This window comes from Methylobacterium sp. 142-1Y, assembly GCF_057747795.1.
Genome location: NZ_CM173224.1, coordinates 5,522,868 through 5,545,449, shown reverse-complemented (window position 1 = coordinate 5,545,449; position 22,582 = coordinate 5,522,868). Strand labels below are relative to the sequence as shown.

Genomic DNA, 22,582 nt, shown 5'->3' with positions numbered 1-22,582 from the left:
CCTCAGCTCAGGACGTCGGCATAGACGCGCTCGGCGAATTGCTTCGCGTCGGTGCGGGCGCGGATCACCTTCACGGTCTTCAGCTCGTCGATATAGGCGGCGATCTGCTGCTTCAGCTCGGCCCCGAGGGGGTGGTGATGATGCGTGTGGCTGCGCAGCATCGCGGCGAGTTCGTCCACCGAGCCCTTGCCGCCATAGCCGGCATAGATCTTGGCCGCATAGTCCGGATCGTGCGCGACCCGGGTGCCGGCCTCCAGCAGCGCCCGTGTCAGCGCCGCAGCCACCGGACGCTCGTCGCGCACCAGGGCGCCGCGAAGCGCCAGGATGCAGCAGGTGCGGTCGTGGTACTCGGCCGAGAGGTTGTTGGCGATCTCGGTCAGGCGGGCGTCCTTCGCCCACAGGAAGGTGCGCGGATCGCCGTCGGCCAGCGCCTGCGCCTCGCCCTTCTCGACCGCGAGGTTGAGGAGATCCATCGGATAGACCCGCCACTCGACCTCGCGCTCGGGATCGATGCCGCGCTTGGCGAGCAGCAGGCTGAAGAAGTTCTTGGCCGGCGAGGCCTGGTCGCTCACCGCGATCACCTTGCCCTTCAGCGATTCCAGGCTGGTTGCGCCGGCGGATTGGGCGCCGAGCAGCCGCATGCAGCCGCCGTGGATGCCGGCCGTGACCTTGACGTCGAAGCCCTGCTCCAGGGGCTTGAGCCAGCGCAGCGCCATGCCGATGCCGGCATCCGCCTTGCCGGTGGCGATCGCCTCCAGCAATTGCTCGGTCGAGCCGCCGAAATTGACGAACTCCACGTCGAGACCGTGCCGGGCGAACACCCCGCTCTCCTTGGCGACGGGCGCGGCCGCGGTGCAGATCGCCGAGGCGTTCCAGGCGAGCTTGATCGGCCGCGGCGTGCCTTTCGGCGCCGGCCCCTCGGCGGCAACCCGGCAGATCGGCGTGCCGGGGAGGTCGGGGACCGGCAGGAGCCCGGCCGAGGAGGGGGAGCCGACGAGGCCGAAAGGTGTCGCGAGACCCAGGGCCGCGGCGCGGGCGAGGAAGCGGCGGCGGGATTCCGGATGCGTGGGGTGGGGGAGCGTCATCGTCCGGGGGCTTCCGGTGGACAGGGGAGGGCGTGTCGGGCGGCTCGAGCGGGAGTTTTTCGGGCCTCAGGCTCGAGCGTGCCGCGAACGGCCCATGCGGCCGGCCTCGATTCGCACCCTCCGCGCCGCCAACGCCGCGCGCTTGTCCATGAAGTCTTCGTCGAGCGACATCATGCCGGCCCCATGCAATGGGCACGCCGCCATGCGCCGTACCCGCCTTGTCGAGAGGCCTTGATCTTGTCGTCTTCGATTCGATCGGTCAATGAAACGGGATTGTTTTGTCTCGCGGATTGCTGGGACGGCGTTGCAAGACTTGGCGATCCGACAGCGACATTCTTCTCGGGATGCCAATCTTGCCATGCCGATGCGGCGGGCGCGATCGATGGGGAGTGTCGCGCGGCGTCGGCTGCCACGCCCGTCCGCGACGTTGGGACCAGGTCGCGGACGGGGGCCTCAGGTTGGTGCCGGGATCAGGCCGGTTCGCGGAACGGATCGGCGACGATCGGCCAGAGCGGGCGCGACGCCCTCGGCAGGCGCAAGCGCGCGAAATCGGGATTGGCGCTGCCCGGCACGGCGACGTGGAGGATGCGGTCGGCCCGCGGGGCGAAGCCGGCATTGAAGTGCTGGGCCGACTTCACGAACACGGTGGCGTAGTCGGTCAGTGCTACGCCGAACTGCTCGAACACGCTCGGCTGGAAGACCTGGGTGCGCGAGGCGTTGAGCACGATGTGCAGGCCGCCCGCCTCGACCATCACGCAATCGCCCATCGGCTGCTTGCCGTTGCCGTAGGTCTGGACCGCGTCGGGCCGGATGCCGAGCACCTGCACCGTCAGATCGACGGGATCGCCCGACATCGGGCCGGTCTTGCCGCCGATGCGGAGGCTGAGGCGCGCGCCTTCGCCGGCCTCGCGGCAGAGCCGGACCGCGACCGGGTCCCAGAAGCTGCCGATGGCGCACCGGGTCGCGCCGGCCTCGACGAGCGCGCGCAGCAGAACGGTCGAATCGCTCGCCGAGCCCGCCCCGGCATTGTCCGAGACGTCGGCCAGCACCGTCACGCCGGCCTCGGGCGAGAGCGCCGCCTGCACCGCCTCGTCGAGGGTCAGCAGTCGGTCGGTGGTCGCCTCGCGCATCTCCCACAGCTCGCGGGCGAGCGCCTCGGCCGTCGTCTTGGCCCAGTCCGGATCGCCGTCGGTCACCGCCACCACCTTGGCGCCGACATCCGGGATGTCGGCCCAGGGGAAGCCGTGGGCCAGCGACAGGGACAGGATTCCGTCCCGCCCCTCGGCCGCGCTCATCCGGTCGACGAAGCCGCGGGTGGGCTGGTTGGGCGTGCGCCACACCGCCAGCATCCGGCAATCGGCGACTGCGATCACGGGCCGGATGCGCCCGTGCCGGGTGTCGTCGCAGAGGCGGAAGAGGTCGCGGGCCCGGTCGTCGACGTCGATATGCGGATATTCCTTGTAGGTGAGCAGCACGTCGCAGGCCGCGACGATCCGGTCGGTCAGGTGGCAATGCAGGTCGAGCTCGACCCCGATCGTCACCGGTTGCCCCACGATCTCCCGCGCCGCGGCGACGAGCTCGCCCTCGCAATCGTCTTGCACGTCGGCGATCATCGCGCCGTGGAGGTTGAACAGGACCATGTCGACCGGACCGGCGGCACGCAGATCGCCCAGCACGCGGTCGCGCAACTCCACCCAGACGTCCTGGCGCGTCGGCCCGCCGGGCGGCGCGAAGGCGGCCAGGCTCTCGACGATCTCGTAGCCGGCGGCCTCACCGAGCGCGCGCCAGACCCGCATCGGGCCCGCGAACCAGTGATCCGAGCCGTGCGAGGCACCGGTCTCGACGTAGAGGTCGTCCAGGAAGGCGGCGCGCCCGGTCGGGATCGGCGAGAAGGTGTTGGTCTCGGTGCCGAGCGCGGCGATGAAGAGCTTCACGGGTTGGGTCTCCTGATGATCGACTGGGATTGGACAGGTTCGAGCGCCGCCGTCTGAGCGGCTGCGACGCCTGCTCGCTCAGAACGGTCCATCCTACCCACGACCTCATCCTGAGGTGCGGGCGATCGGAGATCGCTGAGCCTCGAAGGAGGGCTCCAGAAGTCGCTGCGATCCCTGGACCCCTCCTGCGAGGTCAGTCCATCGATGATGGACTGACACCTCAGGAGGGGGTCGCGGGTGGGATGAAGCAGGTCTTTCTTCGCTACGTCGTGAGGCGCATCAGCCCTTCGCTGCGACATGCACCCCCGGCCGCCGCCCGTCGTTCCAATTCCCCCCGATCGCCCGTTCCACCTGCGCGGCGAGCTGCAGCAGCAACCCGTCCCGCCCTTGCGCCGCCTGGGCCTGGATGCCGAGCGGCAGGCCGTGCTCGTTCCAGGCCAGCGGCATCGACAGGGCGGGCAGGCCGCACAGGTTGGCGAGCGGCGTGTAGGCGAAGTTGCGCCACAGGTTCTCGAACCAGGCGTAGACCGATGGCTCGTCGCTGATCGTCAGGTACTCGATGGTGCCGACCTTCGGCGTCGGAAGGGCGGTGATCGGGGTCAGGATGATGTCCCAGTCCTCGAAGAAGGCGCCGAAGCCCCGCGCCGTGGCGTTGAACGTCGCCTGCATCGCCGTGCGCTCGGCGTAGCTCGCGTGCCGCCCGGCCTCCCAGATCCGGATGTTCATCGGCTCGATCAGGTCTTCGGGCGGACGCTCGAGGCCCTTCAGGGCGAGGAGCCCGTTGATGGTCTGGGCGAAGTTGGTGATGTAGCAGGTGGTCTGGGCCCGGAAGGCGGCCCGGATGTCGACCGCCGGGAGCGCCCATTCGACCTGGTGGCCGAGCCCTTCGAGGAAGCGCCCGATCCGCTCCAGTTCGGCGACGTGGTGGGGCACGGCGCGGTAATCGCCCCATTCGTGCGAGAGCGCGATGCGCAACCGGCCCGGATCGCGTTCGATCAGCGTGGCGTAGGGCTCGGGCGCGGTCCAGTAGGGCATGAACTCGCCGGGCGCCCCGCCGCGGCAAAGGTCGACGAAGGTCGCGGTGTCGCGCACGCTGCGCGACTGGCAGCCCTGGATCGACACGACGCTGGTGAGATCCGACCCGTAGGGCGCGATCGAGAACACGCCGCGGGAGGGCTTGAGCCCGAGATTGCCGTTGACGCCGGCCGGGATGCGGATCGAGCCGCCCCCGTCGGTGGCATGCGCCATCGGCACCACGCCCGAGGCCACCGCGGCGGCCGAGCCGGCCGAGGAGCCGCAGGTGGTGTAGTCGAGGTTCCACGGGTTGCGGGTGACGTAGACCGCCGGGTTCTCCGCCGAGCTGCACACGCCGAATTCCGGCGTGGTGGTGCGGCCGATGAGGTTCAAGCCGGCCTTGCGCATCCGGCCCGTGAGATGGCTGTCCGACGAGGCGCGATGGCCGCGCATCAGCAGCGAGCCCATCTCCTGGAGCCGGCCTTTGAGGGTCGGCCCGAGATCCTTCATCAGGAACGGCACGCCCGCGAAGGCGCCGTCGAGGTCGGTTCCGTCCCGGGCCGGGTCGGCGACGCAATCGTCGAACAGCTCGATCACGGCGCTGGTCGCCGGGTTGGTCAGCGCCACGCCGGCCGCCGCCTGCGCGGCGAGTTCCGCCGCCGTCACCTCCCCGGCGCGCACCCGCGCGGCGAGCCCGCAGGCATCGTGCTGCGCCCATTCCTCCCAGGTCATGGCGAGGGTCATTGGTGTGGTCCTGTTTTTGTTATGAAGATCGTTTCAAGACAAAGCGCTTCCCCTCCCCCTTGTGGGGAGGGGTTAGGGGTGGGGGTAGAGCAGAAGGCACCGCCGAGGTCTATCCGGCACCACCCCCACCCCTGCCCCTCCCCACAGGGGGGAGGGGAAGTGCTTCATCCTTGTTCGTCTGCATCAGGCGGAAGCCGCTTCGGGAAGATGCTCCCCCCGCCCGAATTCCCGCCCAGGCGCCGCCTCGATCAGCGCGCGGGTATAGGCCGCCTGCGGCCGGGCGAAGACCTCCGCCGTCGGGCCCTCCTCGACGATCCGGCCGCGCTGCATCACGATCAGCCGGTCGCAGATCTGCGCCGCCACCCGCAGGTCGTGCGTGATGAACAGGATCGCGAGGTCGAAGCGCCGTTGCACGTCGTCGAGGAGGGCCAGCACCTGGCGCTGCACCGAGACGTCGAGGGCCGAGACCGCCTCGTCGGCGATCAGGATCTCGGGCTCCATGGCGAGCGCCCGGGCGAGCGCGATGCGCTGGCGCTGGCCGCCGGAGAACTGGTGCGGGTAGCGGGCGAGCGCCGACGGGTCGAGCCCGACGAGGCCCATCAGCTCCCGCGCCTTCGCCATCGCCGCATCGGGGCTCATGCCGAAATTCACCGGCCCCTCGACGATCGAGGCGCCCACCGTCCGGCGCGGGTTGAGCGAGCGGAACGGGTCCTGGAACACGACCTGGATTTTCTGGCGCAACGGCCGGAGCTTTCGCTCGGGAAGGCGGGCGATGTCCCGGTCGGCGACCATGATCTGCCCGCCGCTCGGGGCGATCAGCCGGGCGATGCAGCGCGCCACCGTGGACTTGCCCGAGCCCGATTCGCCGACGATGCCGACCGTCTCGCCGCGCCGGATCCGGAGTGCCACCTCGGCGGCGGCGTGGACCTCGCGAGTCTTCTTGAACAGGCCGCCGCTGCGATAGGTCTTCGCGAGGGCCGCCGTCTCGAGCGCGAGCGCCCCGGTCACCGGCGGCCGCCTTGCGGGCGCCATCGTCGGCACGGCGGCGATCAGCATCCTTGTGTAGGGATGCTGCGGGTTGCCCAGAACCTGCATCGCCGGCCCCTGCTCGACGATGCGGCCGTGCTGCATCACCACCACCCGGTCGGCGATCTCCGCCACCACGCCGAAATCGTGGGTGATGAACAGGACGCCGGTGCCGCGCCGCGCCTGCATCTCGCGGATCAACCGCAGGATCTGCGCTTGCGTCGTGACGTCGAGCGCCGTCGTCGGCTCGTCGGCGATGAGAAGGGCGGGATCGAGGATCAGGGCCGCCGCGATCATCACCCGCTGGCGCTGGCCGCCGGAAAGCTGGTGGGGATAGGAGGCGTGCATCCGCTCCGGATCGGGCAGGTGCATGGCCTCCAGCATCGCCAGCACCTTGGCCCGGCGCTCCGACGCCCCGAGGTCGGTGTGGATGCGCAGGACTTCCTCGATCTGGTCGCCGACGGTCAGCACAGGGTTCAGGGCCGTCATCGGCTCCTGGAAGATCATCGCCATCCGGTCGCCGCGAAGCGCCCGCAGGCGCTGCGGGCTTGCCGTCAGCACGTCCTCGCCGTTGAGCCGGATCGCGCCGGCGACGGGTTTCAGCACCTTGGCGAGGAGCCCCATCACCGAGAAGGCGGTGACCGACTTGCCCGAGCCGGATTCGCCGACGACGCAGACGATCTCGCCGGGGGCGACCGTGAAGGAGACGCCGTCGACGGCGCGGAGCCGGTCGCCGCCGCCGGGAAGCGCGATGGCGAGGTTCTCGACGTCGAGAACGGGGGAGGATGCGGTGCTCATCGGCCGGTCATCTTCGGATCGAGGGTGTCGCGCAGGCCGTCGCCCAGCATGTTCACGGCGAGCACCGTCAGGCCGAGGAAGATCCCCGGATACAGGATGTTGTGCGGATAGACCCGGAACAGGTTGCGCCCCTCCGCCATGATGTTGCCCCAGCTCGGGATCTCAGGCGGGATGCCGATGCCGAGAAAGGACAGGACCGCCTCGACCAGGATCGCCGAGGCGGCGATGAAGGTGCCCTGCACGATCAAGGGCGCGATGGTGTTGGGCAGGATGTGGCGCGCCATCAGCAGCGGCAGGCGGGTGCCGGCCATGATCGCGGCCTCGACGTAAGGTTCCTCCCGCACCGAGAGCACGATCGAGCGCACCAGCCGGACCACCCGGGGGATCTCCGGCACCACGATCGCCGCGATGACCGCCGGAAGACCGGCCCGGAACAGCGACACCACCGCGATGGCCAGCAGGATGCCGGGGATCGCCATCAAGCCGTCCATCAGCCGCATGATCGGCCCGTCGAGGGGACGGATGTAGCCGGCCACCAGGCCGAGGAAGAGACCGATGGCGAGCGACAGCGCCGCCACCGAGACGGCGATGGCGAGGGAGACCCGGGCGCCGTAGAGCACCCGGCTGTAGACGTCGCGCCCCAGGCTGTCGGTGCCCATCCGGTGACGATAGGTCGTGGCCGTGCCATCCTCGGCCCGGAGCGTGCGCTCGAAGCCCGGCGGGCGGTTGCGGGTCGCCGGGTTGATCGCGGCCGGGTCGAGGGTGCCGAGAAGCGGCGCGAAGGCACCGATCAGCGCCATCAGGAGAAGGAAGCCGGCGCCGATCGCGACGACCGGGTTGCGCACGAGGCGGGCGGCGAGGGTGCGGCCGGGCGGCAGGGGCGCTGCCGCGGCGGCCGCCAGCAGAGTCGGCTCGGCACTCAATGGCGGATCCTCGGGTCGAACAGGCTGTAGGTCAGGTCGATCAGGAGGTTGATGAGGACGTAGACGCCCGAGAACATCAGGATCAGCGCCTGGATCGTCGGGTAGTCGCGGGCCAGCACCGCATCGACCGTGAGGCGGCCGAGGCCGGGGATGGCAAAGACGCTCTCGGTCACCACCACGCCGCCGATGAGGAGCGCGATGCCGATGCCGACCACGGTGACGATCGGCACCGCGGCGTTCTTGAGGGCGTGCCGAAACAGGATCTTGCGCTCGACCTGGCCCTTGGCCCGGGCGGTGCGGATGTAATCCTCGTTCAGGACCTCCAGCACGCTCGCCCGGGTCATCCGGGCGATGAGTGCGATGTAGACGACCGACAGGGTCACGGCCGGCAGGACCAGCCGGTGCAGGTAGCCGCTCAAGCCCCCGGAGAGCGGCTGGTAGCCCTGGACCGGGAACCAGCCGAGCGTGATCGAGAAGAGGTAGATCATCCCGTAGCCGATCACGAAGACCGGAACCGAGAAGCCGAGCACCGACACGCCCATCACGATCCGGTCGAGCCAGGAGCCGTGCCGGTAGGCCGCCACGACGCCGAGCGGGATCGCCAGACAGACCGCGATCAGCATCGTGGCGGCGGCAAGCGACAGGGTCGGCTCGATCCGCCCGAGGATCAGCTCGCCGATGCTCTTCTTGAAGAAGAACGATTCGCCGAGATTGCCGTGGAGGAGGTTGCCGATCCAGATCGCGAACTGCGCCGGCAGCGGCTGGTCGAGGCCGAGCTTCTGGCGCACCTGTGCGATCTGCTCGCTCGAGGCGTTGTCCCCGGCGATCACCGCCGCCGGGTCGCCGGGGGTGAGCCGCAGCATCAGGAAGACCAGCACCGCGACGATCGCCAGGACCGGGATGGCGGCGAGCAACCGCCGCAGGATATAGCCGGCCATCGCCCTACTTCTTCTCGACGTTCCAGAACACCGGCACGGCGGCGGTCAGGATGCCGGTGACGTTCTTGCGCGCGGCGATCGGGATGTAGAACTGGCCGAGCGGGATGTACGGCACCACCTCGCGCCAGCGGGTCTGCACGGCCTCGGCGATCACCTTCTGCTTGGCCGGATCGACCTCGCGGGCGAAATCGTCGCGAAGCTTCTCCATCTCGGCATCGCAGGGCCAGCCGAACGGGGCCTTGTCGCAGCTCATGTTCATGAAGCTCGACATCACCGGGTTCAGGATGTCGGCCGAGACCCAGGACGTGTTCATCAGGTTCCAGCCGCCCTTGTCGACCGGATCCTTGCGCACACGGCGCGACACCACGGTCTGCCAGTCGGAGGATTGCATGTCGACCTTGAAGCCGCCCTTCTCGAGGAGCTGCTTGGCGACGGGGCCGAGATTGGTCAGGGTCTGAAGGTCGGTCGATTGCAAGAGGACGATCGGCGTTCCGTCATAGCCCGCCTCCTTCAGCAACTGCTTCGACTTGGCGAAATTGGATTCGAGCAGCCCGTCCATGCCCTTGTCGGTGGCGAGCGGCGAACCGCAGACGAACAGGGCCTTGCACGGCTTATAGTAATCGGGATCGCCCACCACCGCCTGGAGGAAGTCGGTCTGGTTGAGGGCGTAGGTCAGGGCCTGGCGCACCTTCGGATTGTCGAAGGGCTTGATCAGGTGGTTCGGCCGCATCGCATATTGCAGGCCGAGCGGGTTGTAATCGACCAGGTTGACGCCATCGTCACCCTTGATCAGCGGAATCAGGTCGTAGGCCGGCTGCTCGATCAGGTCGATCTCACCGGCGAGCAGCGCATTGACCGCCTGCTGCTGGTCCGAGATCGCCAGCCACTCGACCCGGTCCACCTTGACCACCTTGCCGCCGGCGAGCCCCGAGGCCGGCTCGGGCCGCGGCTTGTAGTCCTTGAACTTGGTGTAGACGATTCTGTCGCCGGGCTTCCACTCGTCGGTCTTCATCACGAAGGGCCCGGAGCCGGTGAAGTCCGAGATCTGCTGGTTCGGGTCGGTCTCGGCGACCCGCTTCGGCATCATGAACGGCACGTTCGAGGACGGCTTGGCGAGGCCGAACAGCAGCAGCCCCGTCGGCGACTTGAGCTTGACGGTGAAGCGCTTCGCATCGTCGACGGTCATCCCGTCGACGAAGGTCATCAGCTTCTGGCCGAGGGAGTCGCGGGCGCTCCACCGCTTGATCGAGGCGACGCAGTCCTCCGCCGTCACCGGCTTGCCGTCATGCCAGGTCAGCCCGTCGCGCAAGGTGAACGTATAGGTCAGGTTGTCGGGCGACACGGTATAGGTGTCGACCATCTGCGGCTTGATCTCGCCCTTGCCGTCGAGCGCGAACAGCGTGTCGTAGATCATGTAGCCGTGGTTGCGGACGATGTAGGCGGTGGTCCAGATCGGATCGACGATCTTGACGTCCGAATGCATCACCGCCTTGAGCGTCTGCGCCGGTGCGGCCGCGGGGGCGATGAGGGCCGCGCTTGCCGCGAGGAGGCCGAGAACGGACCGACGAAACGCCATCAAATTGTCTCCTCGCGATGTCGCCGTGCGGCGATCCAGTCGGGGCGCGGGGCCCGATGCCCGCCGCGCAAGCCATGCAATCGACAGACCAGCTCGGCCGCAACAGCCGAAGCCGATCGGTTGCGCCGAAGAATTCGGCTCAGGTGAAGTCTCTGGACAGCAGAGGCGGGGCCGCGCAGGTCTTCGTGAGACCATGCCGCTGCAGACGCATCACAGGATGCGGGAGGGAGCCTGAGCTGACTACGACGAAATCGGGGGAGGGGTGCACCGCTTTTCGTGGCACCCTCGGGCCGTCAGGCCCGAACCCGGAGCAGCGCGGCTTCCAGCTCGCGACGCAGCCGCTCGGCGGCATAGCTCGGCTGGCGGGCGGCGGGCACGCAGAGGTCGAGGAAGGTCTCGACCGGCATCGTGTCGGGGAAGGGTACCGCCACCATCGTGCCGGCCTCGATCTCCTCGGCCATGGCGACGCGCGGCAGCACCCCGAGGGCGCCGGCCTGCCCGATCAGCGTGCGCTGGAGGTCGAGGGAGGCGGCCTCGAAGGTCGGCAAGATCCGGCACCCGGCCTCCGCCGCCGCCCGGTCGAGGAAGGTGCGCACTCCGAATTCAGGTCCCGGCAGCACCCAGCGATAGGTTTCGAGCGCCGCGCAGGTCGCGCCGTCTCGTCGCGTCACCGGATGGCCGGGTGGGGCGATGATGAATTGCGGCAGCCGCACCCGCTTGACCACCGCGATCGCGTCGGAGGCCGGAGCGAAGAAGGTCAGGGCGAGGTCGCAGGAGGCGTCCTCGATCGCCCGCACCGCCTCCTTCGCGGTCCCGGTGCGCAGGCGGGCGCGGACCTGCGGGTGGCGGGCCGCGAAGGCGGCGAGCACCGGCACCAGGATCGCCGAGGCGACGCCCTCCGCCGCGTGGACGCCGACGAGGCCGCCGCGCAGGCCCTTCAGGTCGTCGATCAGCCGGACGACGTGGTCGAGCTCGTTGATCGTCCGGTCGAGCTTGGCGGCGAGCAACTCGCCCGCCGCGGTCAGCCGGATGCCGAGCGGCCCGCGTTCGAGCAGCGGCGCGTTCATGTAGTATTCGAGCTGCGAGATGTGCCGCGCCAGCACGTTGGGATGGATGTCGAGCTGGGCGGCGGCGTCGCGCAGCGACGTGCAGCGGGTGACGACCGCGAAATAGTGGAGAGCGACGATCTTCGCCATGCCGGAGCGCTCCAGATCGTCGGGATTCGAGTCCACGCCCGCCCGTCACCGGCGGGACCGTCCGGGCAGGACGGGCGAGGCTCGCCCCCGGCCGCGGAGCGCTCCAGTAGAAATGGAAGTTCAGTCGAGTCAATCTCTTAGCGGGAGAGCTCCCCGAGCCCGGCATCGCCCGGCACCCCCGCTTGCGGCGCCGTGCATCGCGCCAGCGCCGCGTCCCGGCTATGCAGGGGGCGTCCCTGCCTTCGAGGAGCCCCCGATGCCCCTGGATCCCGCCCTGCGCGACCGCATCGTCGCCGCAATCGCCGAGAATTTTTCCGCGCAGGTCGCTCACACGCAAGCGCTGATGCGCTTCCCCTCGACCCGCGGCGAGGAGCAGGCGATCCAGGACTTCGTCTTCCGCACCTTCCGCGAGCGCGGCTACGCCATGGACCGCTTCGCGATGGAGCGGGCGCAGATCGAGGCGCATCCGGGCGGCGCCAAGTTCAGTCCCGAGCATTCCGAGGCGCCGATCGTCGTCGGCATCCACCGGCCGCGGGAGGAGCGGGGGCGCTCGCTGATCCTCCAGGCCCATGTCGACGTGGTGCCGGCAGGCCCCGCCGACCTCTGGACACACCCGCCCTTCGAGCCGGTGGTGGAGGGCGACTGGCTCTACGGCCGCGGCGGCGCCGACATGAAGGCGGGGCACGCCGCCAACCTGTTCGCCCTCGACGCGCTCCGCCGCATCGGGCTCCAGCCTGCGGCCACCGTGACGCTGCAATCGGTGGTGGAAGAGGAATCGACCGGCAACGGCGCCCTGATGACCCATCTGCGCGGCTACCGCGCCGACGCGGTGCTGATCCCCGAGCCGGAGGAGGAGATGCTGGTGCGCGCCAATACCGGCGTCTTGTGGTTCCGGGTCGAGGTCCGGGGCCGGCCGGTCCATGTCCGCGAGATGGGCACGGGGGCGAACGCCATCGACGCGGCCTACCGGGTGATCGGGGCGTTGCGCGCCCTTGAGGAGCGCTGGAACGCCGACAAGGCCGGCCGCCCGCATTTCGAGGGCGAGGCGCACCCGATCAACCTCAATATCGGGCGGATCGAGGGCGGCGACTGGGCCTCCTCGGTGCCGGCCTGGTGCCGGATCGACTGCCGCATCGCGATCTATCCGGGGACCAGCGCAGCGGAAGCGGCGCGCGAGATCGAGGCGGCGGTCCAGGCCTTCGCCCGGGACGACGCCTTTCTCTCGAACAGCCCGCCGAGCGTCACCTTCCACGGCTTCTTCTCGGAGGGCTACGTGCTGGAGGAAGGCTCGGAGGCGGAAGCCGTGCTGGCCCAAGCGCACGAGGCGGCGACGGGAACGGCGCTGAAGAGCTTCATGACCGCGGGCTACCTCGATACGAGGGTCCATGCCCTCTACGACCGGGTGCCGGCGCTCTGCTACGGGCCGAAGAGCGAGAACATCCACGGCTTCGACGAGCGGGTCAGCCTCGCCTCGCTGAAGCGCATCACCACCGCCATGGCGCTGTTCGTCGCCGAGTGGTGCGGGACGGAATCCGTGTCGTGACGGCGATCCGACCCACCACCTCATCCTGAGGTGCTGCCGCTTGCGGCAGCCTCGACGGAGGGCTCCGGAGACCACGGCAATCCCTGGAGCCCTCCTTCGAGGTCGGTCGATCTTCGATCGACTGACACCTCAGGATGAGGTCGCGAGTGGAGTCCCGTATTTTATCGTGCCGATCGAACCGCCGATCAATCGAAGCTGCGCTTCGTGCCCGACCCGCCGAGGCTGATCTTGCGGGTCTGGGGCGCCGCCGGGGCGGCCTGGACGGGTTTCGGCGGCGGCAGGTGGGCCTGGCCGTGGACCACGGCGCCGATCTCGCCCAAGGCCTTCACCAGGTCGTCCTTGCCGCAGGTGCGGGCGACGGTGAGGCCGAGCTTGTGGGTGTGGCTCTTGGCGTAGAGGTAGCCCGCGAGCTTGGCGCGGGTCTCCACCGGCAGGGCGTCGAGGAGGTCCGGCAGGTCCTCCGGCTCGGCCCGGTAGATCTCCCCGAGGGTCGCCAGCGGGACCGGGCAGTCGCGGTCGGCTTCGGCGCCGCTGGTGGGATGGCCCTGGATCATGATGCGTCCTCCGGCTGATGGCGTGCCGCCGACACTAGGTCCATCCGCGGGACGAAGAAACCGCGGGGCCTTCGAATCGGGGCGCTCGCGCTCCGCCGCCTCGATGCCCTATGCTCGCGCCGGAGACCAGGGGCAAAGGGGGGCAGCGGGGATCATGACCACCGACGCGACGACCGAAGAGGCGGCCCGGCCGCAGGGCGACCTGACGGTGCGGACCATCGCCATGCCGGCCGACACCAACGCCAACGGCGACATCTTCGGCGGCTGGGTGATGTCGCAGATGGACCAGGCCGGCGGCATCGCCGGGGTCGAGCGGGCGCAAGGACGCGTCGTTACGGTGGCGGTGGACGGCATGACCTTCCTGCGGCCGGTTCGGGTCGGCGACGTGCTCTGCGTCTACACCCAGGTGGTCGCCACCGGCCGGACCTCGATGCGGATCCAGATCGAGGCCTGGGCCCGGCGCTTCCGCACGCAGACGCGCGAGAAGGTGACGGTCGGCGTGTTCACCTTCGTGGCGATCGACGACGAGGGCCGCCCGCGCCCGATCCCGCCGGCGGCGCCGGGCGTGAGTCCGTGAGCCCGGCCGATCCGGACACGTTCGTTTGCCAGGAATGCGGCGCCTGCTGCGCCTATTCGGCGGAATGGCCCCGGTTCAGCACCGAGGACGATGCCGACATCGCCCGGATTCCAGAGATTTACATCGACGATCCGGCCGGGCGGATGCGCTGCGAGGGCGAGCGGTGCAGCGCCCTCGACGGCAAGGTCGGCGAGCGCGTGGCGTGCAAGGTCTACGCAGTGCGCCCCGAGGTCTGCCGCACCTGCGAGCCCGGCGACCCGGAATGCCTGATCGCCCGGCGGCATCACGGCCTGCCGGTCTGACGCGTCAGCCCCTTGCGCCGCAGGCGCAAGCCGTTCACATCCGCCCGATGATCGATCATCCGACCCGTGACGTCGGCTTCGGGGTGTACCTGCACTGGCCCTTCTGCGCCGCGAAGTGCCCCTATTGCGACTTCAACAGCCATGTCCGCCACGGGCGCCTCGACCAGGCGCGCTGGCGCGCCGCCTTCGCGCGCGAGATCGCCCACGCGGCCGCCCTCGCGCCGGGGCGGACCGTGACCAGCATCTTCCTCGGCGGCGGTACGCCCTCGCTGATGGAGCCGGAGACGGTGGGTGCGCTCCTCGACGCGGTGGCGGGCGCCTGGAGCGTGTCGCCGGACGTCGAGGTGACGCTGGAGGCCAATCCGACCAGCGTCGAGGCCGGCCGCTTCCGCGGCTACCGGGCGGCGGGGGTCAACCGGGTCTCGCTCGGGGTCCAGGCCCTCGACGACGCCTCGCTGAGGACGCTCGGCCGGCTGCACAGCACCGAGGAGGCGATGCGGGCGGTGGAGACCGCCGCCGCCCATTTCGAGCGCTATTCCTTCGACCTGATCTATGCCCGCCCGCATCAGACGCCGCAGGCCTGGGCGGCGGAACTGCGCGGGGCGATCGCCCGGGCGGCGGAGCACCTGTCGCTCTACCAGCTCACCATCGAGGAGGGGACGCCGTTCTACGGGCTCGCCGCCGCCGGCAAGCTCACCGTGCCGGACGATGACACCGCGCGGATCCTCTACGACGTGACGCAGGAGGTCTGCGAGGCCGCCGGCCTGCCGGCCTACGAGATCTCGAACCACGCCCGACCGGGCGCTGAGTCGCACCACAACCTGCTCTATTGGCGCTACGGCGAATATGTGGGCATCGGCCCCGGCGCCCATGGCCGCCTCGTGCTCCCCGAGGGCCGCACCGGTACCTCGACCGAGCGAAACCCGGAAGCCTGGCTCGCGAAGGCCGAAGGCGAGGGCCACGGCATCGTCGAGACGGAACGCTTGAGCCCGGGCGACCAGGCCGACGAGTTCCTGATGATGGGCCTGCGCCTGCGCGAGGGCATCGACCCTGCTCGCTACGCCGCCCTCAAGGGCCGCCCCCTCGACCCGGACCGCATCGCCGGGCTGGTCGCGGCCGGGCTCGTCGCGCGAAAGGTCGACGGCCGCCTCGCCGCGACTCCGAGGGGCGCGCCGGTGCTCAACGCCGTGGTGGCCGAGCTCGCGGCCTGAGCCGGCCCGGTCGTGATGGTGTGCCTTCGGGCGGCGTCCGTGCGGGATGCGCCGGCCGAGGCGGGGACCAGGCGATGTCAGGACAGGAGAGGCCCGATCGGCTTCGGCTTCTCGTGGTCGAGGACGAGTGCTTCGTCGCCGACGACATTGCGCGGGCGCCGATCCGGCACGGGGCCGAGGCGGTCGGCCCGGTGCCGACGGTCCGGGAGGCGCGGGCGCTCGCGGTCTGGCAATCCCTCGATCTCGCCGTCCTCGACATCAACCTGCGGGGTGAGCTGGTCTATCCCCTGGTCGCCGAGCTGACGCGGCGCGGCGCGGCGATCGTCTTCGCCGCCGGCCACGACGCCGCGGCGGTCCCGGCCGATCACGAAGCGACCCCGGCCTGGTCGAGACCCTTCGACGTCAACGGCCTGGCGGGCGTGCTGCCGTCCTTGCGCCGCGCCTGAACGCCGCGGGATTTTTCGCAGTGCAAAAACGTGCGGTACGCTGCGTTCCGATACCGCCGTGTTTTGACGCGCCGCAGCGGAACCGCCACGCGGACGCCCTGTTCTGAGTCGAGGCGATGTCTGCCCCGACGGCAGCACAGGAGACGAACTGCATGGCAGCTGAGAAGGAAACCAAGGCATTTCCCGCCGCCGCGAGCACGCGGGTCCCGTTCGCGCTGGCCCTGTCGGCGCTGGCCGGCTGCGCGGACGCGATCGGGTTCCTCGAATTCTCGCAGCTGTTCATGTCGTTCATGAGCGGCAACACCACCCGCCTGGGCGCCGCGGTCAGCCTCGGCGATTGGGGCAACGTCACCCGGGTCGGCAGCACCATCGCGCTGTTCTGCTTCGGGGCGTTCCTCGGCACGCTCATCGCCGCCGCCGTCGGCTACTGGCGGCTCGCGGTGCTGCTCGGCCTCCAGGCGCTCCTGCTCTGCGTCGGCCTGTTCATGCCGCGCGGCCCCGAGGAATTCCCGATCCACGCCTACCCGATCGTGCTGGCGCTCGGCATGCAGAACGCCGTCCTGCAGGACGAGGAGGGGAGGAGCCTGGCGCTCACCTACGTCACCGGCGCGGTGGTGCGCTTCGGCACCGGGCTCGCCAACCTGCTGCTCGGCCATCCCTCGCCGTCCTTCTGGATCCAGGCGCCGCTCTGGGCCGCCCTGACTCTCGGGGCGATCACCGGCGGTCTGCTGCACGGCGTCTTCGGGGAGCGCGCCTTCCTGGTCCCGGCCCTGGTGGCGGCGGTGCTGGCGGTCGTCGCCCTGGTGATGACCCTGATCCACGGCGACGGGCCGCTCGTCTCGGGCACCAAGTCGCCGGCACCGGACGCCGCCGCGACCGCGCCCCCGGTGGTGTGAGGCCGGGGCGGGCGTCCCGCTCCGGCAAAGATTACGCATCGTTCATCGGGCGGAGACACCGGCGTAAGCCGGCGGGGTCCATAACGGCATGGTCGCCGGACGCGGCGCCGCCCTCATCCCCCCGGGCGCCGCCGCGATCCAAGGCCCCGAGGGCCGAGGCGCCGGGTCATCATCGTCGCCCCCCAGACGACCCGGTGCTCCGCGCCGCGGCAGGCCGAGCCCCCCGCTCGGCCTGCCGACCCGGAGGCGACGCCCGACGTGCCGCACCTCCTCCCCCTCGAAGCGGCACGTCGGGCGGGGCCCGTTCCGGGGCCAGGGCGCCAGGATCCCGGATACGGAACTCTCCCGCGCGCCGGGGATCTGCCCTAGAATGCCCGACATGCGCCTCCTGATCATCGAGGACGACCGCGAGGCGTCCACCTACCTCTCCAAGGCCTTCCGCGAAGCCGGCCACGTCGCCGACACCGCCGATGACGGGCTCGACGGCTACGCGCTGGCGCGCGAGGGCGCCTACGACGTGCTCGTCGTCGACCGCATGCTGCCCAAGCTCGACGGCCTGTCGCTGATCCGGTCCCTGCGCGAGCAGGGGGTCGAGACGCCGGTGCTGATCCTGTCGGCGCTCGGCCAGGTCGACGACCGGGTGAAGGGCCTCAAGGCCGGCGGCGACGACTATCTCCCGAAGCCCTACGCCTTCTCCGAGCTGATGGCCCGGATCGAGGTCCTGGCCCGCCGCCGCGGCGGTGCCTCGTCCACGGAGGCGACGAGCTACCGCGTCGGCGACCTCGAACTCGACCGGCTGTCGCACCGGGTCACCCGGGCCGGCCAGGAGATCCCGCTCCAGCCACGGGAATTCCGCCTGCTCGAATACCTGATGCGCCATGCCGGCCAGGTCGTGACCCGCACGATGCTGCTGGAGCACGTGTGGGACTACCATTTCGACCCGCAGACCAACGTCATCGACGTCCACGTCTCCCGCCTGCGCGCCAAGGTCGACAAGGGCTTCGAGCGGCCGATGATCCACACCGTGCGGGGCGCCGGCTACATGGTCCGTGCCGGCGGCGAGGCGTGAGCGCGCCGGCCGCACCCGCGGGGCATGACGGCAGGAATGACGGGGTCCTGGCACGCCTCGGCACCCTGTTCCGCACCACCGCGTTCAAGCTCTCGCTCGCCTATCTCCTGGTCTTCGCCGCCTTCGCGTTCTTCGCCCTCGGCTACGTCGCCTGGAACGCCCGACGCGTCCTCGACGACCAGATCGTCTCGACCATCGAGGCCGAGATCAACGGCCTGTCCGATCAATACGCCGCGGGCGGCATCCGTCGCCTCGTCAGCGTGGTCGAGCGCCGCTCGCGCGAGCCCGGCGCCTCGCTCTACCTCGTCACCACGCCGGCGGGCGAGCACGTCGCCGGCAACGTCGAGGCGCTGCCGCCCGGAACCCTCGCCGAGCCCGGGCAGACCGAGACGGCGTATGCCCGCAACACCGACAACGACCGCCTCGACCACCGGGCGATCGTCCGCATCTTCACCCTGCCGGGGGGCTTCCGCCTGCTGGTGGGCCGCGACGTCGAGGAGCGCGACCGCCTGCGGGCGGTGATCGGGAGGGCCTTCGCCTGGTCGCTGATGCTGGTGGTGGGTCTGGGCTTCCTCGGCAGCTGGTTCATCGCCCAGCGCGTGCTCAAGCGCGTCGACCACATGACCGACATCACCCGCACCATCATGGCGGGCGACCTCGACGGCCGTCTGACGCTCGCCGGCACCGGCGACGAGCTCGACCGGCTGGCGAGCAACCTCAACGCGATGCTCGACCGCATCGGCGAATTGATGCGCGGCATGCGCGAGGTCTCGGACAACATCGCCCACGACCTCAAGACCCCGCTCACCCGCCTGCGCAACAAGGCCGACGCGGCGCTCCGCGAGGGCAACGATCCGGATGCCTTGCGGGCGGCGCTCGAGGCCAACATCGAGGAGAGCGACAACCTGATCCGGGTGTTCAACGCCCTCCTGATGATCGCGCGGCTCGAGGCCGGCAATGCCCGCGAGGGGCTGGCGGAATTCGACGCGGGCGCAGTCGCCCTCGAAGTCGCGGAGTTGTACGAAGCGGTGGCGGAGGAACGCGGCATCGCCCTGACAGCCGAGGTCGAGGACGGCCTCAAGCTGCATGGCAGCCGCGAATTGATCGGACAGGCGATGGCGAACCTGATCGACAACGCCCTGAAATACGGCGCGGCCGCAGCCGAGCCGGTGCTCTGCGTCGCGGCGCGGCGGGAGGAGGGCGAGATCGTGCTGTCGGTCGCCGACCGGGGCGAGGGCATCCCGGAGGCCGAGCGCGGCCGGGTGCTGGAGCGCTTCGTGCGGCTGGAGACCGCCCGCACCCGCCCGGGCTTCGGACTGGGCCTGAGCCTCGTCAACGCGGTCGCCCGCCTGCACCAGGGCACCTTCGCGCTGGAGGACAACGCGCCGGGCCTGCGCGCGGTCCTGCGTGTGCCGGCCCTGCGCGACCAGGCACCGAAGGAGATCGCCGCATGACCGGGCCGCTCTCCGGGCGTCTCACCGCTGCGCCCCGCCTCGCCGAGCCGGCGCGGGCGCAAGCGCGCCTCGCCGACCTCCTCGCCGAGGCCCCCGACCTCGCGCCGCTCCTCGGGGAGGACGGTCCGGCCCGCGACCTCCTGCTGGGCCTCGCCGACCACTCGCCGTTCCTGTGGGGCCTCGCCGCCCGCGATCCCGCCCGGCTCGCCGGGCTGCTCGCGCGCCCGCCGGAGGACTCGAACGCCGCGATCCTCGCCGACCAGCGGGGGGCCGGTCTCGCCGGGGGCGACGTCGCGCGGGCTTTACGCCGCAACCGCGCCGCCCACGCGCTCCTGGTGGCGCTCGCCGATATCGGCGGGGTCTGGTCGCTGGAGCAGGTGACGGCGGCGCTCTCGGATTTCGCCGATGCCTCGGTGAGCGCCGCCGTCGATGCGGCCCTCGTTCAGGCCGCCGGGACCGGCCGCTTCCTGCCGCCGGATGCCGCCCGGCCGCAGGACGGATCGGGCCTGATCGTGCTCGGCATGGGCAAGCTCGGGGCCGGCGAGCTGAACTATTCGAGCGACGTCGACCTGATCGTGCTGTTCGATCCCGATGTCGCTCCCCTGCGGGCGGGTGTCGAGGCGACGCCGTTCTTCAGCCGGATCGCGCAAACCGTCGCCAAGCTCCTCCAGGAGCGCACCGCCGACGGCTACGTCCACCGGGTCGACTATCGGCTCAGGCCCGATCCCGGCTCGACCCCGACCGCCCTGTCGCTGGCTTCCGCCTATACCTATTACGAGACGGTGGGGCAGAACTGGGAGCGCGCCGCCTTCATCAAGGCGCGGCCGGTGGCCGGCGACGAGGCGCTGGCCGACGGTTTCCTCGCCGAGCTGCGGCCGTTCATCTGGCGCAAATACTTCGATTTCGCCTCGATCGCCGACGTGCATGCGATGAAGCGGCAGATCCACGCGGTCCGCGGCCACGGCGCCATCGCGGTGGCCGGCCACGACATCAAGCTCGGGCGCGGCGGCATCCGCGAGGTCGAGTTCTTCGTCCAGACCCAGCAGCTCGTCTTCGGCGGGCGTCGCCCATCCTTGCGCGGCCGGCGCACGCTCGAGATGCTGGCGATGCTTCACGACGAGGGCTGGATCACGGCGGAGGCCCGCGACGAGCTATCCGAGAGCTACCGCTTCCTCCGCACCGTCGAGCACCGTCTGCAGATGGTGGCCGACGAGCAGACCCAGCGCCTGCCCGACGATCCCCAAAAACTCGCGCGTTTTTCCCGCTTCCTCGGCTATCCCGACGAGACCGCCTTCGGCGAGGCGCTGACGGCGCAAGCGCGCCGGGTCCAGGGGCATTACGCCCTGCTGTTCGAGGCCGAGCCGGATCTGGCGGCGGAGGTCGGCGACCTCGTGTTCACCGGCGTCGAGGACGATCCCGGGACGCTCGCGACTTTGAGGCGCCTCGGCTTCCGGGCGCCGGAGCGGGCGACCGAGACGGTGCGGGGCTGGCATTTCGGCCGCCGCCCGGCGGTGACGAGCCCGCGGGCCCGCGAGGTGCTGACCGAACTGGTCCCGGCCCTGATCCAGGCCCTCTCCGGCACCGCCGATCCGGACGGAGCCCTCGCCGCCCTCGACCGCGCCTTCGGGCGGATGCCGGCGGCCGTCGAGCTTCTCACCATCCTGCGCTCGCACGAGCGGCTGCGGCTGCTCTTCGCCGATCTCCTCGGCACCGTGCCGCGCCTCGCCGACACGGTGGCGTTCAGCCCGCACGTCCTCGACGCGGTGATCGACCCCGCCTTCGTGGCGCCGGTGACCGAATCCGACGCGCTCTCCGAACAATTCCGCCTCGGTCTCGGCCAGCCCCGCGACTTCGAGGACTTCCTCGACCGCAGCCGCGACGCCGCCCGGCAATTGCGCTTCGTCACCGGCGCACGGCTCCTGTCCGGCATCCTGCCGCCGGCCGGCGCCGGCCGGGCCTATGCGGGCATCGCGGAAGCGGCCATCGCGGCGGCTCTCCGCGCCGTGGAGGCCGCCTTCGCGGAGGATCACGGCCGGGTGCCGGGGGGCCGCGTCGCGGTTTTGGGCCTTGGGCGTCTCGGCTCGCGCCAGCTCACCGCCGATTCCGACCTCGACCTCGTGGTCCTGTACGATTTCGACCCCGAACGGCGCGAGAGCGACGGCAAGCGGTCCCTCGACGCGGCGGTCTACTACAACCGCCTGACCCAGCGCCTCGTCGCGGCGCTCACCGTGCCGACCCGGCGCGGCCGGCTCTACGAGGTCGACCTGCGCCTGCGCCCGAGCGGCGGGCAGGGGCCGATCGCCAACCAGTGGCAGCGCTTCTCGGCCTATTGGCGCGAGGAGGCGGCCCTGTGGGAGCACATGGCACTGACCCGCGCGCGGGCCGTTGCAGGCGACGACAGCCTGATGCGGGAGGCCGCGGCCGCCGCCGTCGAGGTCCTGCGCCAGAAGCGCGACGCGCGGAACGTCGTCGGGGAGGTGCGGACCATGCGCGCGCTCATCGAGCGCGAGAAGGGCGATCACGGCCCCCTCGACCTGAAGCTCGCCCCCGGCGGGCTTCTCGACCTGGATTTCCTCGCCCAGGCCCTCGTCCTGTCCCATGCCGTCACGCATCCCGACCTCGTCGGCCCCGACGCGCCGGAGGTGCTGGAGCGCGCCGGTCGCCACGGCCTGATGGATGCGGGGCTGACTGTGCGCCTCGTCACCGCCTACCGGCTCCTCGACGACGCCCACCACTGGCAGCGCCTGATGGTCGAGGGCGATTTCGGCCGTACCGCCCCGCCGGCGGCCCGCGCCCGCCTCGCCGCGGCGCTCGGCCAGCCCGACGAGGCGGCGCTGACCGCACAGCTCGCCGAGACTCGCGCCGGCGTGAGGGAAGCGTTCGGGGCCATCCTGGCGTGAGGCGCACGAAGGTTGCACGCCTGGGGAACATCCGGTCCTGCCGTGCGTTTTGGCCCCGGCTCGGCACGGTTTCGACCAACGCATCCCGGTGGCGCGTCAGCCCTGCTCCGTTGCGCAGCCAAAGCGTATGTTTGCCGATATCACTGTAATACGGACAGGAATAAAAGCATCCGGCAGGATCGTGGAGGGGTGATCCCGTCCGGAGCCGCCGGCACCCCGAGGCGAATACGCTGGTTCACCGGTTCGGATCCTGGTGATTTACGCAGGATTAAGCCATTTGCCGTTTGCTGCGGTCCAACGGATATCGACCGAGGACCGGGCCCGTGCTCGCCAAATTCAAGATTCTTCACAAGCTCACCGCTGCCGTCCTGCTGATCGCCGCCCTGGTGGGCGGCT

At 70.5% G+C, this 22,582-nt stretch carries 18 protein-coding genes; 9 read left to right on the top strand and 9 right to left on the bottom strand.

What is annotated here, in order from left to right; all coding sequences use genetic code 11:
• Positions 1-2 precede the first annotated feature (2 nt).
• The 8 genes from AC3AOF_RS25455 to AC3AOF_RS25420 form a co-directional block, all read right to left on the bottom strand.
• Positions 3-1,085: an ABC transporter substrate-binding protein gene (locus AC3AOF_RS25455; RefSeq protein WP_488346843.1), complete on the bottom strand. Its 1,083-nt coding sequence runs from the start codon at positions 1,083-1,085 to the stop codon at positions 3-5.
• 470 nt (positions 1,086-1,555) lie between these two features.
• Positions 1,556-3,019, bottom strand: a complete 1,464-nt coding sequence (locus tag AC3AOF_RS25450; RefSeq protein WP_488346842.1) for a M81 family metallopeptidase — start codon at positions 3,017-3,019, stop codon at positions 1,556-1,558.
• A gap of 279 nt (positions 3,020-3,298) precedes the next feature.
• Positions 3,299-4,777, bottom strand: coding sequence for an amidase (locus AC3AOF_RS25445; RefSeq protein ID WP_488346841.1), 1,479 nt, complete (start codon positions 4,775-4,777; stop codon positions 3,299-3,301).
• Positions 4,778-4,960: 183 nt separating this feature from the next.
• Positions 4,961-6,601 (bottom strand): ABC transporter ATP-binding protein, encoded by a 1,641-nt coding sequence (locus tag AC3AOF_RS25440; RefSeq protein ID WP_236988248.1) that lies wholly within the window; start codon positions 6,599-6,601, stop codon positions 4,961-4,963.
• Positions 6,598-7,524, bottom strand: a complete 927-nt coding sequence (locus AC3AOF_RS25435; protein ID WP_442919226.1) for an ABC transporter permease — start codon at positions 7,522-7,524, stop codon at positions 6,598-6,600. Before AC3AOF_RS25435 ends, AC3AOF_RS25440 begins: the two co-directional genes overlap by 4 nt.
• Positions 7,521-8,462 (bottom strand): ABC transporter permease, encoded by a 942-nt coding sequence (locus tag AC3AOF_RS25430; RefSeq protein ID WP_236988249.1) that lies wholly within the window; start codon positions 8,460-8,462, stop codon positions 7,521-7,523. The genes AC3AOF_RS25435 and AC3AOF_RS25430 overlap by 4 nt, the downstream gene beginning before the upstream one ends.
• 4 nt (positions 8,463-8,466) lie before the next feature.
• Positions 8,467-10,038: an ABC transporter substrate-binding protein gene (locus tag AC3AOF_RS25425; RefSeq protein ID WP_236988250.1), complete on the bottom strand. Its 1,572-nt coding sequence runs from the start codon at positions 10,036-10,038 to the stop codon at positions 8,467-8,469.
• A 293-nt stretch (positions 10,039-10,331) separates the two neighbouring features.
• Positions 10,332-11,270: a LysR family transcriptional regulator gene (locus tag AC3AOF_RS25420; RefSeq protein WP_488346840.1), complete on the bottom strand. Its 939-nt coding sequence runs from the start codon at positions 11,268-11,270 to the stop codon at positions 10,332-10,334.
• Between the two features lie 220 nt (positions 11,271-11,490).
• Here AC3AOF_RS25420 and AC3AOF_RS25415 point away from each other — a divergent pair, with 220 nt between their 5' ends.
• Positions 11,491-12,777 carry an ArgE/DapE family deacylase gene (locus tag AC3AOF_RS25415; RefSeq protein WP_488346839.1) on the top strand — a complete coding sequence of 429 codons (1,287 nt, stop codon included), beginning with the start codon at positions 11,491-11,493 and terminating at the stop codon, positions 12,775-12,777.
• Between the two features lie 185 nt (positions 12,778-12,962).
• Here the strand turns inward: AC3AOF_RS25415 and AC3AOF_RS25410 are convergent, their stop codons facing one another.
• Complete coding sequence (locus tag AC3AOF_RS25410; RefSeq protein WP_236988253.1) at positions 12,963-13,331, bottom strand: hypothetical protein; 369 nt, start codon at positions 13,329-13,331, stop codon at positions 12,963-12,965.
• A 154-nt stretch (positions 13,332-13,485) separates the two neighbouring features.
• Between AC3AOF_RS25410 and yciA the strand changes: the two genes are divergently transcribed.
• The 8 genes from yciA to AC3AOF_RS25370 all read left to right on the top strand — a co-directional run bounded on the left by yciA (position 13,486) and on the right by AC3AOF_RS25370 (position 22,186).
• Complete coding sequence (gene yciA / locus AC3AOF_RS25405) at positions 13,486-13,908, top strand: acyl-CoA thioester hydrolase YciA (RefSeq protein WP_236988254.1); 423 nt, start codon at positions 13,486-13,488, stop codon at positions 13,906-13,908.
• A complete protein-coding gene (locus AC3AOF_RS25400) occupies positions 13,905-14,210 on the top strand; it encodes a YkgJ family cysteine cluster protein (RefSeq protein WP_236988255.1) in 306 nt (101 codons plus the stop codon). The genes yciA and AC3AOF_RS25400 overlap by 4 nt, the downstream gene beginning before the upstream one ends.
• A 47-nt stretch (positions 14,211-14,257) precedes the next feature.
• Complete coding sequence (hemW, locus tag AC3AOF_RS25395; protein WP_488346838.1) at positions 14,258-15,421, top strand: radical SAM family heme chaperone HemW; 1,164 nt, start codon at positions 14,258-14,260, stop codon at positions 15,419-15,421.
• 74 nt (positions 15,422-15,495) lie between these two features.
• Positions 15,496-15,867, top strand: a complete 372-nt coding sequence (locus AC3AOF_RS25390; protein WP_488346837.1) for a response regulator — start codon at positions 15,496-15,498, stop codon at positions 15,865-15,867.
• Between the two features lie 152 nt (positions 15,868-16,019).
• On the top strand, positions 16,020-16,763 hold the full coding sequence (locus AC3AOF_RS25385; protein ID WP_236988258.1) for a YoaK family protein: 744 nt from the start codon (positions 16,020-16,022) through the stop codon (positions 16,761-16,763).
• A 379-nt stretch (positions 16,764-17,142) separates the two neighbouring features.
• Positions 17,143-17,832: a response regulator transcription factor gene (locus tag AC3AOF_RS25380; protein WP_236988259.1), complete on the top strand. Its 690-nt coding sequence runs from the start codon at positions 17,143-17,145 to the stop codon at positions 17,830-17,832.
• Complete coding sequence (locus tag AC3AOF_RS25375; RefSeq protein ID WP_488346836.1) at positions 17,829-19,286, top strand: sensor histidine kinase; 1,458 nt, start codon at positions 17,829-17,831, stop codon at positions 19,284-19,286. The genes AC3AOF_RS25380 and AC3AOF_RS25375 overlap by 4 nt, the downstream gene beginning before the upstream one ends.
• Complete coding sequence (locus AC3AOF_RS25370; protein WP_488346835.1) at positions 19,283-22,186, top strand: bifunctional [glutamine synthetase] adenylyltransferase/[glutamine synthetase]-adenylyl-L-tyrosine phosphorylase; 2,904 nt, start codon at positions 19,283-19,285, stop codon at positions 22,184-22,186. The genes AC3AOF_RS25375 and AC3AOF_RS25370 overlap by 4 nt, the downstream gene beginning before the upstream one ends.
• Positions 22,187-22,582 lie beyond the last annotated feature (396 nt).